General features: G+C 37.0%; 18 protein-coding genes. 1 reads left to right on the forward strand and 17 read right to left on the reverse strand.

Features of this window, described 5'->3' with window-relative positions; translation table 11 throughout:
* Window positions 1–51 precede the first annotated feature (51 nt).
* The 9 genes from rnc to ACZ5N5_RS16980 all read right to left on the reverse strand — a co-directional run bounded on the left by rnc (window position 52) and on the right by ACZ5N5_RS16980 (window position 8,923).
* Window positions 52–738: a ribonuclease III gene (rnc, locus tag ACZ5N5_RS16940; RefSeq protein ID WP_109984451.1), complete on the reverse strand. Its 687-nt coding sequence runs from the start codon at window positions 736–738 to the stop codon at window positions 52–54.
* A gap of 183 nt (window positions 739–921) precedes the next feature.
* A complete protein-coding gene (gene acpP / locus ACZ5N5_RS16945; protein WP_054787582.1) occupies window positions 922–1,155 on the reverse strand; it encodes an acyl carrier protein in 234 nt (77 codons plus the stop codon).
* A 75-nt stretch (window positions 1,156–1,230) separates the two neighbouring features.
* Complete coding sequence (fabG, locus tag ACZ5N5_RS16950) at window positions 1,231–1,971, reverse strand: 3-oxoacyl-[acyl-carrier-protein] reductase (protein ID WP_054859517.1); 741 nt, start codon at window positions 1,969–1,971, stop codon at window positions 1,231–1,233.
* Entirely contained in the window at window positions 1,971–2,918 is a 948-nt protein-coding gene (gene fabD, locus ACZ5N5_RS16955) for an ACP S-malonyltransferase (RefSeq protein ID WP_277677836.1), read from the reverse strand. Before fabD ends, fabG begins: the two co-directional genes overlap by 1 nt.
* Window positions 2,919–3,929: a phosphate acyltransferase PlsX gene (gene plsX, locus ACZ5N5_RS16960; RefSeq protein ID WP_464372816.1), complete on the reverse strand. Its 1,011-nt coding sequence runs from the start codon at window positions 3,927–3,929 to the stop codon at window positions 2,919–2,921.
* Complete coding sequence (gene fapR, locus ACZ5N5_RS16965; protein ID WP_109984454.1) at window positions 3,913–4,506, reverse strand: transcription factor FapR; 594 nt, start codon at window positions 4,504–4,506, stop codon at window positions 3,913–3,915. The genes plsX and fapR overlap by 17 nt, the downstream gene beginning before the upstream one ends.
* Window positions 4,507–4,610: 104 nt before the next feature.
* On the reverse strand, window positions 4,611–6,644 hold the full coding sequence (recG, locus tag ACZ5N5_RS16970) for an ATP-dependent DNA helicase RecG (RefSeq protein WP_464372817.1): 2,034 nt from the start codon (window positions 6,642–6,644) through the stop codon (window positions 4,611–4,613).
* A 175-nt stretch (window positions 6,645–6,819) separates the two neighbouring features.
* Window positions 6,820–8,484 carry a DAK2 domain-containing protein gene (locus tag ACZ5N5_RS16975; protein WP_181397508.1) on the reverse strand — a complete coding sequence of 555 codons (1,665 nt, stop codon included), beginning with the start codon at window positions 8,482–8,484 and terminating at the stop codon, window positions 6,820–6,822.
* A 76-nt stretch (window positions 8,485–8,560) separates the two neighbouring features.
* A complete protein-coding gene (locus ACZ5N5_RS16980; RefSeq protein WP_054859520.1) occupies window positions 8,561–8,923 on the reverse strand; it encodes an Asp23/Gls24 family envelope stress response protein in 363 nt (120 codons plus the stop codon).
* Between the two features lie 409 nt (window positions 8,924–9,332).
* Between ACZ5N5_RS16980 and rpmB the strand changes: the two genes are divergently transcribed.
* Window positions 9,333–9,521, forward strand: a complete 189-nt coding sequence (rpmB, locus tag ACZ5N5_RS16985) for a 50S ribosomal protein L28 (protein WP_054859521.1) — start codon at window positions 9,333–9,335, stop codon at window positions 9,519–9,521.
* Between the two features lie 53 nt (window positions 9,522–9,574).
* Here the strand turns inward: rpmB and spoVM are convergent, their stop codons facing one another.
* The 8 genes from spoVM to fmt all read right to left on the reverse strand — a co-directional run bounded on the left by spoVM (window position 9,575) and on the right by fmt (window position 17,077).
* The gene (gene spoVM, locus ACZ5N5_RS16990; protein ID WP_054859522.1) at window positions 9,575–9,655 is read right to left on the reverse strand and encodes a stage V sporulation protein SpoVM; all 81 of its coding nucleotides are present in this window, start codon (window positions 9,653–9,655) and stop codon (window positions 9,575–9,577) included.
* 106 nt (window positions 9,656–9,761) lie between these two features.
* Window positions 9,762–10,415 carry a thiamine diphosphokinase gene (locus ACZ5N5_RS16995; RefSeq protein WP_054787585.1) on the reverse strand — a complete coding sequence of 218 codons (654 nt, stop codon included), beginning with the start codon at window positions 10,413–10,415 and terminating at the stop codon, window positions 9,762–9,764.
* Between the two features lie 71 nt (window positions 10,416–10,486).
* A complete protein-coding gene (rpe, locus tag ACZ5N5_RS17000; RefSeq protein WP_277677834.1) occupies window positions 10,487–11,137 on the reverse strand; it encodes a ribulose-phosphate 3-epimerase in 651 nt (216 codons plus the stop codon).
* A 1-nt stretch (window position 11,138) separates the two neighbouring features.
* The gene (rsgA, locus tag ACZ5N5_RS17005) at window positions 11,139–12,020 is read right to left on the reverse strand and encodes a ribosome small subunit-dependent GTPase A (protein WP_109984458.1); all 882 of its coding nucleotides are present in this window, start codon (window positions 12,018–12,020) and stop codon (window positions 11,139–11,141) included.
* Window positions 12,021–14,006: a Stk1 family PASTA domain-containing Ser/Thr kinase gene (gene pknB / locus ACZ5N5_RS17010; RefSeq protein WP_109984459.1), complete on the reverse strand. Its 1,986-nt coding sequence runs from the start codon at window positions 14,004–14,006 to the stop codon at window positions 12,021–12,023.
* Window positions 14,000–14,752 carry a Stp1/IreP family PP2C-type Ser/Thr phosphatase gene (locus tag ACZ5N5_RS17015; RefSeq protein WP_054787586.1) on the reverse strand — a complete coding sequence of 251 codons (753 nt, stop codon included), beginning with the start codon at window positions 14,750–14,752 and terminating at the stop codon, window positions 14,000–14,002. Before ACZ5N5_RS17015 ends, pknB begins: the two co-directional genes overlap by 7 nt.
* 28 nt (window positions 14,753–14,780) lie before the next feature.
* Entirely contained in the window at window positions 14,781–16,142 is a 1,362-nt protein-coding gene (gene rsmB, locus ACZ5N5_RS17020) for a 16S rRNA (cytosine(967)-C(5))-methyltransferase RsmB (protein WP_464372818.1), read from the reverse strand.
* The gene (gene fmt / locus ACZ5N5_RS17025) at window positions 16,139–17,077 is read right to left on the reverse strand and encodes a methionyl-tRNA formyltransferase (protein ID WP_277677832.1); all 939 of its coding nucleotides are present in this window, start codon (window positions 17,075–17,077) and stop codon (window positions 16,139–16,141) included. Before fmt ends, rsmB begins: the two co-directional genes overlap by 4 nt.
* Window positions 17,078–17,097: the final 20 nt, after the last annotated feature.

The raw sequence follows: 17,097 nt of genomic DNA on the forward strand, positions 1-17,097 counted from the left end.
GTAAGGGAAAAGGTGCAGCCACGTAGTTTTATTTCTGGCTGCACCTTTGTCTTATGGTTTTGTTTTATCAAGTGCTTGTTTCGCTGCTCGTTGTTCTGCTTCTTTTTTCGTTCTTCCTAGTCCTTTTCCGGCTATACGTCCATTGATGGTTACGACGGCATAAAACTCACGATCATGAGCAGGACCTTTCTCATCGACAATCTCATATTCCACTTGTTTGTTTTTGTGTTGTTGCACGGTTTCTTGTAACTGACTTTTATAATCCATCGTATGCGAAAAAGCACCGGTCGTAATTTTCGGATAAACATGCTTTTTTAAAAATGTAATAACTGTTTCATAACCTTGATCTAGATAGAGAGCACCTATAAAAGCTTCGAATACATCCGCTAAAAGAGCAGGTCTGTTTCTGCCTCCAGTCATTTCCTCTCCCTTACCTAATAATACAAAATCGTTAAAATGTAAGGATTCAGCAAATTTTACGAGTGCAGGCTCACAAACGATCGAAGCTCTTAATTTTGTAAGATCTCCCTCTTCCATTTCCTGATATTGTTTAAATAAATATTGTGAGACTCCTAGCTCTAATACTGCATCCCCTAAGAATTCAAGTCGTTCATTATCCGAAAGTTTTTTCTTCCTATGCTCATTCACATATGATGAATGGGTAAATGCTTGTTGTAGCAATTTTTCATCATGAAAAGAGATGCCTAATTGCTGTTGGAGTGTTGCAAAATCATTCAATATACTCACCTACCGATATAAAATAAACTGAAGCTTATGGTGGAAGGACTAATGTACTTCCCATTATAAAAACGTTTACAGAATTAATTACGTGTTTATATTGATTTTAGACTAATTGTACTGTGATTGATACTAATGTAAGGTGTGAGAAAAGCCTTACTTGAAATGTAAGGCTCTTTCTCCTTATTGATTGCTGTTTATGTAATTTACAGCATCACCTACTGTAGCGATTTTTTCAGCATCTTCATCAGCAATTTCCATATCAAATTCATCTTCTAATTCCATTACAAGCTCTACCACATCTAAGGAATCAGCCTCTAAATCATCTTTGAATGAAGCTTCTAGTGTCACTTTATCTTCATCCACATCTAAATGATCGACAACAATTTGTTTTACTTTTTCAAACGTATCTGCCATTTTACCAGTCACCTCCTTTCAAAGAATTAAGCCATAACAAGCGGAAGTTTCCACTTTAACAACAACCTCGCTATATTACATTACCATACCACCATCGACTTGAATAGTCTGTCCTGTAATGTACTTCGACTGTTCGGATGCTAAGAATAAAGCGACATTTGCAATATCTTCTGCCTTCCCAAGTTTTTGAAGTGGTATTAAAGCAAGAGTATTTTCTTTTTGTTCTTCTGTTAACTGATCTGTCATGTCTGTTTCAATAAAACCTGGTGCAATCGCATTAACGAGAATATTCCTTGCAGCGAGCTCTTTGGCTGAAGTTTTGGTTAGGCCAATTACTCCAGCTTTTGCTGACACATAATTAGCTTGTCCTGGGTTACCGCTAATTGCAACAACAGAAGAAACATTAATAATACGTCCACTTTTTTGTTTCATCATTTGCCTTGTTACAGCTTTTGTGCAAAGGAAGACTCCTTTTAAATTGGTATCAATTACATCGTCAAAATCGGTCTCACTCATTCTCATCAATAAATTGTCACGGGTTATCCCTGCATTATTGACAAGAATATCTAAGCTACCAAAAGTTTGCACAACTTCTTTAATCATTGCTTTTACTTCGTCTTCACGGCTTACATTTGCTTTAATTTTAATCGCTTCTCCACCTAATGACTGAATTTCGTCGACAACGGATTGCGCTTTTTCTTCATTTCCGGCAAAATTTATGGCAACCTTCGCACCGTTTTTTGCGTAGCTTAATGCAATTGCACGTCCAATGCCTCGAGAAGCTCCTGTAATCAATGCTACCTTATTTGCTAACATTACTCTTCCTCCTTTACCCAATCGATCAATTCCTGTAGTGACGGAACATCTTGAACTGTAAATACTTTTGCTCTACGATTGACCTTTTTCACAAGGCCAGTAAGTACTTTTCCATTGCCTATCTCCACAATCGCGTCTACTTCCTCTTGTAAAAGCTGCTCAATAATTTCCTCAAATCGAACAGGAGAATATAATTGTTCCACTAATAATTGTTGAATTTCTTGATGATCTGTCACTTTGTCTGCTGTTACATTGGCAAATACCGGTATTGTCGTATTTTTCCACGCAATTTTCTCTACTTCATTATGGAAATCTGCGGCAGCAGGCTTCATTAAACTAGAATGGAATGGGCCACTTACCGATAATGGTAAAACTCTCTTTGCCCCTGCTTCTTTCAATGCATGTACGGAGAGATCCACCGCTGCTTTCGTGCCAGAAATAACAATTTGTCCTGGACAATTTAAATTAGCAATTTCGATCACCTCATTATGCTCGGATCGAATGGTTTCTAAAGTATTTTCTAGTTCTTCTTTTTCAAGGCCTAACACTGCAGCCATCGCTCCTTGACCAGCAGGAAAAGCACTCTCCATTAGCCTTCCACGTATATGGACAAGCTCAAGTGCATCTTTGTAATCTATTGCTTCAGCAGCAACTAGTGCACTATATTCCCCAAGACTATGGCCTGTTGTTAGTACAGGTCTAATATCTTGTTTTTTTAGAAGTTCTGTAATGGCAGTACTTACTAATAATAGTGCAGGCTGTGCATTTTCAGTCTGTGTTAATTTCTCTTCAGGTCCTTGAAACATAATCGATGATAGCTCATAACCTAAACGGTTATTTGCTTGTTCAAATATAGTTTTTACTTCATCAAACTTCTCATACAACTCTTGACCCATGCCTACAGATTGTGAACCTTGGCCTGGATAGATAAACGCTAGTTTTTTCATTTATGATTCCTCCCCGTGGCTATTACTAGGTAGCATGTTGACCTCTGTCTGAATCTTTTTCACTACATCGGTTTCCACTATAGTTATGGCTTGTTGAATGGCTGAAAAGATAGCTTGTTGATTGGAAGAACCATGTGCCTTAATGACAGGTGCTTTTAAACCAAACAATCCTGCACCGCCATATTCGGAATAATCGAGTTGATTTTTCAATCCCTTTAATTCATTTTTTGCTAACAATGCTGCTATTTTTGTTTTAGGATTGGTCATAAACTTTTCTTTTAGCATTTTGAAAAGAGTTAGTGCGGTTCCTTCGATTGTTTTTAATGCTACATTGCCACTAAAACCATCTGTAACCACTACATCTGCTACACCATCCAAGAGATCACGCGCTTCAACATTTCCAATAAAGTGAATAGGAGAGTTCTCTAATAATTCAAACGCCTTTTTGGTTAGATCACTACCTTTTCCATTTTCGGTACCTACATTTAGTAGTCCAACACGAGGTTGCTTAATTTTGCGTACCTTTTCCATGTAAATAGAACCGATAATACCATATTGCCTTAGGTGCTGTGGTTTTGCATCCACATTCGCACCAACATCAAGCATTAAAAAGCCATTACCATTGATTGTTGGAAGTGTTGGACTAAGGGCAGGTCGATCAATTCCTTTAATTCGTCCAATAACAAATAAACCTGCACTCATTAAGGCGCCCGTATTTCCTGCAGAGATACAAGCATCTGCTCGACCTTCCTTTACCTCATTTGCCATTAGTACAAGGGAAGCATTTTTTTTCCGTCTTACTGCTTTTACAGGCTCATCGTCATTCGTAATTCTTTCCTCTGTATGAATAATTTGAATAGAAGGGTGATTAGAAACATATTGGCGGATTTTATTCTCATCACCAATTAAGGTTATGTTAAGCTCTTTAAAGTGATCAACAGCTTTTTTTACTCCTAAAACAATCTCTTTTGGTGCATGATCTCCACCCATTGCATCAATTGCGATTCTCATGTTTATTCCCTTCCTTTTCCTGATTGGATCTGAACATCTCGAAAACACCTGAAAAAACTATTTCATTATCTACAAAGCTTTCCACTTTTACAATCGTTCTTTTCATTTTTTCTTTATCCTTGATCGTTGCTTTCGCGATGACTCGTTCCCCTTGGATAACCTGTCTCGTAAATTTAATATCAGCATTTGTGGTAAGTGCTAATTCATCATTTATGACGGCAACTGCTAGCGAGTTAGCTTGTGCGAACAAATGATGACCCCGGGCAATCTTATTTCTAGAAAATACGTGCTCCTCTGTGATATCTAAAATCGAAATAGCTCTTTGATCTAATTCTAAATCAATGATTTCACCAATAACCTCATCAATTGGTAATGCCTTTACTGTCTCATTCCAATTAGAGGTTGCAACGGATTTTATTCTAGCTCGAAGTTCAGGGATTCCCAGCTCCATCCTATCTAAACGAATGGTCTGAATACTAACTTGAAATAGTTGCGCAAGTGCTTCATCCGTTATAAATGGCCTTCCCTCAATCGTCTCCTGCAAGAGTTCTTGCCGCTCTTTTTTTGATCGCCTCATTTTCTTATCCACCGTCCATCTATATGTCATAAAATCTATTTTTATGACTAGGTACTAATAGTAATATATAATACCATATGGAATTATGCAAGCAAATGTCATTACTAATTTAACAAATCTGACTCCAACGTAAAATGAGATTGAACATAGCTTTTTAATGGTTGAAAATCTGGTTCATTCCATCGTTTATTTTGTACTATATCTGTTGCATCATTTCTTGCTGTTTCTAGTGCACGATAATCATGAACCAAATCTGCTAAACGAAATTCAGGAACCCCACTTTGTTTCACTCCAAATATATCCCCAGGTCCTCGCAATTCTAAATCCTTTTCTGCTAACTCAAATCCATCAGTGGTTTCCGTCATAATTCGCATTCTCTCTTTACCTGTATCTCCTTTAGGATCTGCTACTAGGATACAATAGCTTTGTTTATGCCCTCGGCCAACACGCCCTCTTAACTGGTGTAATTGCGATAGTCCAAATCGGTCTGCATCATGAATCATCATAACGGTCGCATTGGGTACATTTACCCCTACTTCTACCACTGTTGTGGATACGAGAATCTGAATGCGATTATGAGTAAAATCATTCATTACCTGCTCTTTTTCTTCATTGCTTAACCGTCCATGCATTAACCCAACAGATGCCTTCTGATCCAATATTTCTTTTAATTGGACATATAGATCAAGCGCATTTTGTATATCGAGCTTATCGGATTCTTCAATTAATGGACAGACCACATATGCCTGTGCACCTTTTTTTACCTCATTATAAATAAAGGAAAGTACCCGGTTTAGCATATTGTGTTTGACCCAGTATGTTTCTACTGGTAGTCTTCCTTTTGGCATCTCATCAATTTTAGAAACGTCCATATCTCCAAAAGCCGTGATGGATAGGGTTCTCGGAATTGGGGTTGCTGTCATAAACAGAATATCTGTTAGTAGCCCTTTATCTTTGAGTGCATTTCGTTGATTAACACCAAAGCGGTGTTGCTCGTCAATAATGACATAACCTAGATCATGAAATTGAATATCATCTTGTATTAAAGCATGTGTACCAATGATGACATCACAAGCTCCATTTGAAAGTTTTGCTTGTATTTCCTTTCTTTTTTTGCCTTTAATGGAGCCTGTAAGTCGTTCTATGTTTACATCCTTTGGTAAAAAATCTATTAATGATTGTTCATGTTGCTCTGCTAAAATTTCTGTCGGAACCATAAATGCCACCTGCTTTCCAGCAGTGATTGTAGCATAGAGACTAATAATAGCGATCGCAGTTTTTCCAGAACCAACATCTCCCTGTAACAGTCGATTCATACGATATGGGGATTTCAAATCATGAAGAATTTCCTTTAAACTGCGGGTTTGTGCATTGGTTAACGGAAAAGGTAATGTATGAATAAATTGCTCCACCTTGTCTCGATCAATTGTTTTGGCATTACCTAATGTCGACTCTTTATGCTTCTTCCTTAGCAATTGCATTTTTAGCTGAAATATTAATAATTCTTCATAAATAAATCTTCTCTTGGCATGCTTCAATAATTTGAAGTTTTCTGGAAAATGAATCGTTCTTAATGCGGTTTGCCGATCAGGTAAACGATAATTTGCTAAAAATTCTTCCGGTAATAGTTCATCTATTTCTTGAATGGATTGCTCTAATGCGTTGCTCATCACTTTTACAATTTGAGCATTTTTCAAGTTTCCCTTTAGAGGATATATGGGCGAAATGGGGCTTTGTTCGTCCATTGTTCCCTTTTTATATTGGTCAATTGTAATTTGTAACCGATGCTGATCCCATTTTCCGCTAACTGTTACGGTTTCCCCTACGACAAAATGCTTTTTAGCGAATGCCCGGTTAAACAAAACACCTTTGACAACTGCACCATCTACTTTTATCGATACTACAAGCCTTGATCTTTTTTTCTGATAAAACTGTAATACCGGCTCTAGGATAACTTGTCCAACAATGGTTACCTTTTCTTCATGCTGTAATTCATGCAATGGCTTCATTTCGTAATGGTCATAGCGGTTTGGGAAATAATAAAATAAATCCTCAATAGATGAGATCCTTAATTCTAGGAATTGCTCTAACATTTTAGGTCCTATTCCTTTTATATCTTGTAATGATGGATTAGCCAATTCTCTCACACTTTCTTTTGTTCACATCTGCCAACAATTAGTTACCTTATGTAATTGAATGGTTATGGTATTTTATTTAAGTTCACATTAGTGAATAAAGCCCTATCCATAAAGATAGAGCATTAGTTGTAGCTATTTTTTCACATTGCTTAGTCTTGAGTAATAGAAGCCTCTCTTATTCGATCGAAAAAATATAAGAATAAATCGGTTGATTTCCTTTGTGCACTTCTATTTCAATATCTTCATATTTCTCTTCTAAGAAACGAACCATTTCCTCTTCTTCATCACTTGAGGCATCTTCACCACTTAATATAGTAATGATTTCATCTTCCTCTTCATCGACGATTTCACTTAATAATTGCTTTATAACTTCCATTTGATTTGGATTGGTTGCAACGATTTTACCATCTGCAAGCCCCATAAAATGGCCGTTCTCAATTGTCATCCCATCAATCTGAGTATCTCGCACTGCATAAGTAATTTGTCCTGTTTTGACATCTTTACTTGCAGCTACCATTTGTTGTTTGTTTTCTTCTAATGTTGTGTCTGGATTAAACACAAGTAATGCAGACATTCCCTGTGGTATTGTTTTGGTTGGAACTACCTCAACTTCAGCATCCACAATTTCTGCTGCTTGCTCGGCTGCCATCACAATATTTTTATTGTTTGGTAATATAATCACCTTTTCCGCATTCGCTTTTTCTACTGCGTTGGCAATATCTTTGGTGCTTGGATTCATGGTTTGTCCACCTTGGATAACAATCGTTGCACCAAGACTTTTGAGTAATTCATTAAGCCCATCGCCCATTGCGACGGTGACAATTGCAAAATCCTGCTTTTGTTTTGGCTTAAGGTTATTTTTTTCGGTGATTTTTGAATGTTGTTCCCTCATGTTTTCAACCTTTAAGTTGATAAAGCTTCCGAAGCGTTGACCAAGATTGAAGACATCCCCTGGATACTCTGCATGAATATGAACCTTAACAATCTCATCGTCAGACACTACTAATAATGAGTCACCATGTTGGCTTAGTTCTTCTCTGAATTTTGTTTCATCGTATGGATGCTCTTTCAGTTTATCTTCTTCAAAACGAACCATAAACTCTGTACAATAGCCATACTGAATGTCGTCGGTTTCCATGAAATCCTGAGCTTGTTTATGGTGTTCAGCATGAACTAAATCTTCTAGATCCATTGTGTCGTCAATATTATGTTCAGGTAATTCTTCTCCTTTTAGTGCAGCAAGAAAGCCTTCATAGATTACTACTAAACCTTGTCCACCACTATCCACCACCCCTACTTCCTTTAAGACTGGCAATAAATCTGGTGTTCGTTTTAAGGATGCTTTTGCCGCTGCTACAACCTTCTCTGTAAATAAGATAATATCAGACTCGGAATCTGCGAGCTTCTTTGCTTCATTTGCCGTATCTTTAGCCACCGTAAGAATTGTACCTTCTACAGGCTTCATCACTGCTTTATAAGCGGTATTAACACCACTTTCTAAGCCTGAAACAAAACCTGCTATATCTAGCTCTTTTTTTCCTTCAATTCCTTTTGCAAATCCTCTAAACAATTGTGATAAAATGACTCCAGAATTACCTCTTGCACCCATTAAGAGCCCTTTTGCAAATGCATTCGCAATATCTGATACATTTTGCTCATTTGCTTGCTTTACTTCATTCGCACCAGACGTGATCGAAAGATTCATATTTGTCCCCGTATCGCCATCCGGAACAGGGAATACATTTAGTGCGTCAATTTTATCAGCATTATTAGATAAATGATGAGCTCCTGTTAGTACCATCCTTGCAAAGGTAGCTCCATTAATTGTAGTATTCGTCACTTCCTAGTTCCTCCCTCAAACCATATCAAAAAATATTGATATTTTGATATCCCTCTAATTCTTGTTTTCATCTATTTTAATCTTGGCTTACCCGTACGCCTTGAATATAAATATTGATCGAATCTATATTCAAGCCAAGAGTCTTTTCTAATTTATATTTCACTTGTGATTGCACATTATGAGCCACCTCTGAAATTTTGGTGCCATAACTTACTATGATATACATATCAATATGAATATCATTCACTTGTTGTCTTACTACGACTCCTTTTGCAAAGTTCTCTTTCCGTAAAATTTCCGCAATACCATCTCTTAATTGGTTTTTAGATGCCATGCCTACAATGCCATAGCATTCTACTGCCGCTCCACCTGCTACTGTCGCAATTACTTCGTTTGTAATGGTTACATGACCATCCTTCGTTTTTATTTCAATAGACATAACTCAACCTCCTAGTATTCAAATATAGACCTTTTCGCCAAGTAACCACTGTAGTTACTGACATCCAAACTTCTAGGAACCTTCTCTTGTGGATCCGTTAAATTTCTACGAACAATAGAAGGAATGATTCTCGATTAGACACTTTTATCATCTAAGTTTATTATATAACAAATGGATAGAATGTAAAAAAAGTTTATCACAGCTATTACCATATGAAAGCTTATCCATTATAGAATGGCGGAAAAATGAAATTCTGTCAAGCCTCTACGCCTTAATCCACTGCGTGAAAATATACTTACTAAAACTTTTCCAATTGAGAAAAACTTAGAAGAATAATTGCAAATATGAACGATCTATGATAAATTATATAAGTATGTACAGAGTTAGTGTAAGCTAGGAGGGAACAATGATGGGACGTAAATGTGTAGTAACTGGTCGCAAAACGACTTCAGGAAATCAACGTTCACATGCGATGAACGCAAATAAGCGTAAATGGAAAGCAAACGTACAAAAAGTTAGAATAATGGTTGACGGAAAACCAAAACGCGTATATGTTTCTGCTAGAGCTCTTAAATCTGGCAAAGTAGAGCGTGTCTAATAATATGTTTGTTAAAGAAAAGGCCCCTTCATGTAAGGAGCCTTTTCTTTTTTTTACTTTTTATTGCCCGAACCAAGTATTGCTCTTAGGAAACCACCTAAAAACTTAGGTAGTTTAATTGTATAAAATTTCATTCTACCCCTCCCCGCCTTTTGAAAAGCACATTTCTATACTCTTTTTATAGCTTATGATGGTTGACGGAAAGAATTGCATCCTAGTACAATTTTCCATCATGTTTCTTTAGCTTTTCAATGGATCCACACTCTTTATCATTATTAATATGCCATCAGTAAAAGAAAAAGTACCTTGCTCGTCAATTATTTGATTAGAAATACATAATGTCGAGCCCCATTCAATTGTTATCTTATCAAGCGGGTAATAAAATCCTTTTAAGGTTAGGTTTTTTACCATTTGGGAAAATGGAATAAATGAAATATATTGTCCTGGATGAACATTTTTAATATGGTATTTGCCAGATTTATAAAGTGATAATTGATTCTGATGATCTACGATTTCGCCAAAGACATTTCGTTTCATTAACCGATAAAGTAAATGAATATTAGCTAATTCGTGATCCAATCTTCCACCTGTAACACCAAATAACTGAATAGAGTCAGGCTCTTGCTCTAGAGCTAACCGAATAGCAAGCTCTAGGTCGGTCTCGTCCTTTTCTGTAGGGTATAGAACGAATCTAGGAGTAGTAGCTTTAATTAATTCTTTGTCGTGAACCGAAACCGAATCAAAGTCTCCTACAGCCATATGGATGTCAATCCCTGCGTCTAACAAATATTTTGCACCTAAATCAGCTCCAATCCAAAAATCAATTTGGTGTTGGAAAGCTAGAAGATTCGCAAGTAATTCCTTTGGTCCGCCAGCCACTATACCTATTCTCATTTTGACAACCTTCCAATTTGTGTTCTATTTATCCCCATCAGTGGGAAAATACTACTGATGGTAGTCTCACTTTAAGCATTTCTTAATATATTCATTGCTTTTTGACGGTCTTCTTTGTTAAATATGGCACTGCCAGCCACTAGTACATCAACACCTGCTTCTTTACATTGTTTCACTGTGTTCTCATTAACCCCGCCATCGACTTCAATCTCAAATGATAAATCGAAATCTTCTCGCCAACTAACGGCTTGCTTCACTTTATCTAATACTTCTGGAATAAACAATTGACCGCCAAACCCTGGATTCACTGTCATAAATAATACTAAATCCACATATTTCAAAATTGGTTTAATGCTTTCAACAGGAGTGGCTGGGTTAATCACAACACCCGCTTTTTTACCCGTCTCCTTGATTAGGTGAATTGTGCGATGAAGATGTCTACATGCTTCCACGTGCACGGTAATTATATCTGCTCCCGCCTCAGCAAATTGCGGGATATACCTATCCGGATTTTCAATCATTAAATGAACATCTAGTACGGTAGAGGTTATTGGTCTTATAGATGAAACAACTAAAGGACCAATTGTAATATTTGGAACAAAATGACCATCCATTACATCTATGTGAATATAATCCGCTCCGCCATTAACTACATCCTCAATCTCTTCTCTTAATATGGAAAAATCAGCTGATAGGATTGATGGTGCAAGTTTTACTGTCATATTAATACCTCGGCTTTCTCTGCTTTATTTCTTCAATAAAATGTAAATAATTTTCATATCGTTCTGCTAGTATTTCTTTATGTTCAACTGCTGTCTTTACTGCACAACCTGGTTCTTTTATATGCATACAGCCCCGAAATTTACATGTGTCTCGTCGTTCGACAAACTCTGGAAAACAATTCGGTAAGCTTTCTAATTCTAATTCGGCAAAATCTAATGCGCTAAAACCTGGTGTATCGGCAATTAGGCCATTTTGAAATGGTATTAATTCTACATGTCTTGTCGTATGTTTTCCTCTACCTAGGCTTTCTGATATTTCATTTGTTTCTAGTTCAAGCCCAGGAATCAGTGCATTAAGTAAGGAGGTCTTTCCCACTCCAGACTGCCCAGCAAAGACAGAAATTCTTTGCTCAAGAAAGCTAGAGACTTGTTCCACTAGATCTTGATCTTCTTTCGATAAAAAGCGAATGGTATAGCCAATATCCTGGTAATATTGCAATTTAGATTGCAAGGATTGAGCTTCACTTTTTTCAAGCAAATCCATTTTTGTGAAGAATAGTATTGGCTGAATATGTTTTGATTCAACCATTACTAAAAACTTATCTAACAAGTTCAAGCTTAGATTAGGCTCTTTAGCCGAGGACAATACGATCGCTTGATCAACATTCGCAATTGGTGGACGAACTAATTCATTTTTTCGGTCATCAATTGCTGTAATATATCCTTCTTGTTCTCCACTCTCTTCAAATTCTACGGAGTCTCCTACTAATGGTGTGATTTTCCTTTTACGAAAAACCCCTCTGCCTCTACAACGAAACACTTTGCCATTATAATCAACATAATAGAAACCACTCAATGCCTTTATTATTCTGCCTTTTGCCATTTACTCACCCTTTACATCTTCATAGCTTATTGTCTTTTCAATTAATAGTTCATCATCTCGCAATACTTTGTAGGAAGCTTCTTCAGCTTCGGCTATGGTTAAATCAATCTTAAAAGTAGTATCCTCTGTAATCATTTCCACTTCCTGATATAACTCTTGAATGGAATGATTAACATCGCCTACATAAATGCTAACAGATTGGGCTTCATTTTTATCAGGATCCTTCGTATATGGGACAGTAAAGGATTCGGTATGGGTAACTTGTTTTGGCTGTTCTGGCCCCTTAGAAACAGTAATTGTAATTTCTTGGCCTTTAACAACTTCCTCATTAGCAGCTGGATTTTGATCAATTACTTGCCCTTCTTCTACTTCATCGTGATATTCTTCAACAATTTTCGGCTTCAAATCATTACTAGTTAAATACTCCTCTGCTTCACTGACAGTCATTCCTGCTAATCTATTTAAACGAAATGTTTCCTGACCTTTACTTACTTCAAAAATAACCTTTGTATTACTTGGGACAACCTTATCACCTGGTGATGGTTGATGCTGAGATATGATCTTCCCTACAGGCTGATCAGAAAAAACCTCGTATGAAATCACATCTTGATAGCCAGCATCCAACAAACTTTTCTCTACACTCTCGTACTCTTCCCCAATATAATCTTCAAATTCCACTGTATCAGGACCTGTACTCACGTATACTGTAATATCTTTTCCTTCCTTCACCGTAGAATTGGCAGCAGGATATGTTTCGATAACATGATTCTCTTCTATTTCTTCGTGTGCCTCTGTTTCTTTGTTTACTTTTAACTGTAAGCTTTCTAATTCTTCCAATGCTTCTTGATAGCTTTGACCAGATACGTCTGGGATTTTCACATCCTTCGGTTCAAATAAACTTGGAAGTACAAATAGAGCTAATAGAATCGCGCCACATAATATCACTAAAAGACTTGTTACCCAAATTATAGACTTTTTTCTTTTCTTCTTTTTCTTTTCTTTTTTGGGCTTTTCCTTCTTACTAGTTTTAGAATCTGCTTTAACAATCGTTTCATCATCGGCGGCACTTACTTCTGTGTATGTGTCCTCTTTTAAAATGGGAATGGCCTTTGTAGTCCCATCTTCCTCATTATTAGGAGGTTCAAACCTCGGTTCATGAAGCTTTTCGGGATCTAATGCATGGATAACAGCATTTTCCATATCCATTGCCGATTGATAGCGATATAGCGGATCCTTCGTGGTCGCTTTCAGCATAATATTTTCAACAGATTGTGGAATATTTGCCTTCCATTCACGTATAGAGGGCAAATCCTTCTGCAAATGCTTTAATGCGATGGAGACAGCAGATTGCCCTGAAAACGGAAGCGTTCCAGTAATCATTTCAAACATTACAATACCAAGGGAGTAAATATCTGACTTAACATTAGCCTTTCCTCCACGAGCTTGTTCAGGAGATAAGTAATGGATCGACCCGAGAACAGAATTGGTTTGAGTTAATGCTGTGGCGCTAAGTGCAACAGCTATTCCAAAGTCCGTCACTTTAACTTGACCATATTGATCGATCAACATATTTTGGGGTTTTATATCTCTATGTATAATACCATTATCATGGGCATGTCCAATAGCGGATGAAATTTGAGCCATAATATCCAGTACTTCTTCTAGCTCAATTGGTGCGTGTAATTGAATATATTGTTTTAATGTCATCCCATCAATATATTCCATTACCATATAATAGATTTGATCTTCTTCCCCAATGTCATAGATACTCACAATATTTGGATGAGATAAGCTTGTTGCAGCTTGTGCCTCCCGATGAAACCTTTTAATAAATTCATCATCATTTGCATATTCTAATCTTAATACTTTAATAGCCACTTCACGATCCAAAATTAAGTCGTTTCCTAGATAAACATTGGCCATACCACCACCGCCTACCAGTTTTTTTACTTGGTAGCGGTCGTTTAAAGTTCTCCCCTCTAACATTCAGAATCACCAACTTCTTCTTGCTGCTCGATAAGCGCGAGGGTAATATTATCCTCTCCACCACGTTGATTGGCCAATTGAATTAATTCATCAATTAATTGTTGTGAGCCTTTCTGTAACAATTTTTGATAAAGCTCATTATCGTCTATTTTATTTGTGAGCCCATCTGTACACAGTAATAGCTTGGACCCTTCTTCCCATGTTGTAGAATAAACATCTGGTTCTACATCTTTTTCCGTGCCAAGGGCCTTTAAAATAACATTTTTACGAGGATGAACCTGTGCATCTTCCTCTGAGAGTTGGCCAGTTCTCACTAGTTCACCCACTAAGGAATGGTCTGCTGTAATCTGCTTGTAGTCTTCCTTGTCTAGTAAGTAAGCTCTACTATCCCCGATATGAGCAACACTAATAAATGTTTGATGGCATATAGCTGCTACAATCGTTGTTCCCATCCCTTTGTATTTATCTTCCTGCTGTGATTGTTCATATACGGTATTATTTGCTTTAGATACAGCGGATTGTAACCACACCTCAGCGCTTTCCTTGTTGCTTACACGCGGTTCCTTATTTTCCCACATTCGTACTACACTTTCAATCGCTAATTGACTCGCTACATCTCCAGCCTGATGGCCTCCCATCCCGTCTGCCACTAGTGCCAATATGTGATCCGTATCTTCCAGAACAGATACTGCATCCTCATTAATTTCTCTAATCTTTCCTTTATCTGATCGAAAATAATATTTCATCCATTTACACCTCTTTACAAGGATTTCATCATTTCACACTATCTTTCTTTGTAAGTCTTGTAATAAAAAAACCATCACTATTTAAATCTTGAGGAAATAGTTGAATACCAAACTCAGTAAGACCTTGGCTATTTCTAAGGCCAATAGGTAACTCTTCAGAAAATAAGGGGTCTACTATAAACCGTTGGTTCTCATTCAAGAATCGCTTAATCACTAACTCATTTTCTTCTTTATTCACTGTACATGTACTATAGATTAATTTCCCATCCTTTTTCAATAATAGGGCTACGCTTTCTAATATCTCTTGTTGAATGGATACCAATTTTTTAATATCTGCCTCTTCTTTATTATATTTGATATCAGGTTTACTACGTAATACACCTAAACCAGAGCATGGGGCATCAATTAGAATTCGATCAAATGTAGCTTTTTCGTGCACCTGATCAAGTTTTCGTGCATCCGCCTGGCCTGTTTGGATACAAGTAAGTCCCAATTGTTCCGCTTTTTTCTTTACAAGCTTTGCCTTCTTTTCATGCAAATCATAAGCGAAAACAGTCCCTTTGTCACGTATTTTCTCTGCAATATGGGTTGCTTTTCCACCAGGGGCACTACAGGCATCTAATATCGTCATGCCTTCCGAAAGGTCCATCATTTCCGCAACTAGCATGGAGCTTTCATCTTGAACGGTGAACAGGTGTTCATCAAAAGCAGGATGTTTTAAAACATTTCCCTGATCGATTAAAATGCCTTGTTCTGATATTTCTGAGGCTCTTACTTTCAAACCGTCCTCGTGCAATTGTTTGATAAGGTCTGTTCTTTTGACTTTTAATGGCTGTGTACGAATACTTATTTGTTTATGGGTTATATTTGTTTCACACATTGCTTTTGTTATGTCTATCCCATATTGCTTTATCCATCTATTTACTAACCAATTTGGATGACTTGTAGTGATGCTGATTCTTTTATCTTCCTTCTTAACTTCATTTAAATCTGGTAATCCATTTCGTTGAACAGAACGTAACACACCATTGACAAAATTAGCAATTCCTTTGTGCCCACGTTTTTTAGCGATTTCTACAGACTCGTGAATGATAGCATGATCAGGTATTTTCGTCAGATAATGCATTTGATAAATAGATAAATAGAGCAGCCATTTCACCCAATTATCCAGCTTTTTTTTCTTATTAACAAAGGAATTAAGGTAGTATTCAAGTGTCAATTTGTGTTGTAGGGTGCCATAAACAATTTCTGTTAATAGCGCACCATCTCGTGTATCCAAATCATATTTTTTCATGGCCTGATCAATGGTTAAATGACTATAACCGCCTTTTTCCCCTATTTTCAGTAATAAATCTAATGCTATTTTTCTTACCTGATCATTTTTCTTCATTCGCCTAATTTCTCCCCTACTTCAAGGTTATTCCCAACACCTCTTATAAAATCTGCTGCTGACATCTTTTTTTTGCCAGCTGGTTGAAGTGTCTTAATGATTATCCCTTTACTATCACCTGTTGCAACAACAATACCGTCCTCCGTTATATCGACAATCTCACCAGGATGTTGATTCGTTTGCTTTTCCGATTTTGTGGCATGGTAAATTTTTAGATTGTTTCCTCTCCATTTAGTGGAAGCTACGGGCCATGGGTGCAAGCCACGTATTTGATCAAAAATTTGCTGCATCGAATTTTCCCATTTAATTTTTTCTTGCTCTCTTGTAATGTTCGGAGCAAATGTCGCTAAAGCTTCCTCTTGCTTTATAGGTTCAATTTGTTCATTAAAAATTTTCGGAATCGTATCGGAAAGTAAGTCTGCTCCGATCACTGATAGTTTATCATGTAAACTTCCGACATCATCTTGTTCGGTGATCTTTACCTCTGATTGACTGATAATATCACCAGCATCTAATTTTTCTGCCATGTACATAATAGTAATACCTGTTTTTTGATGGCCATTTAATATGGCATAATGAATGGGAGCTCCACCTCTTAATTCTGGCAATAGTGAAGCATGAACATTGATACAGCCATATCTTGGTATGTCTAACAGCTCTTTAGGTAAGATTTGGCCAAATGCAGCGGTCACAATTAGATCTGGTTCTATTGCTTGTATTGGTTCGAAATTATCTTTTATTTTTTCTGGTTGAAATACAGGAATATTGTTTTTTTCTGCAGCAACCTTCACAGGTGGTGGTGTCATCGTTTTTTTTCTACCTTTTGGTCGATCTGGTTGGGTGACAACTAATTCTACCAAATAACCATCTTCTAATATTCGCTCTAATATGGGAACTGCGAAATCAGGTGTTCCCATAAAGATAACCTTTTTCATTCTTACCAACCCCATTTTCC

The sequence above is a fragment of the Gracilibacillus sp. JCM 18966 genome (assembly GCF_055392695.1).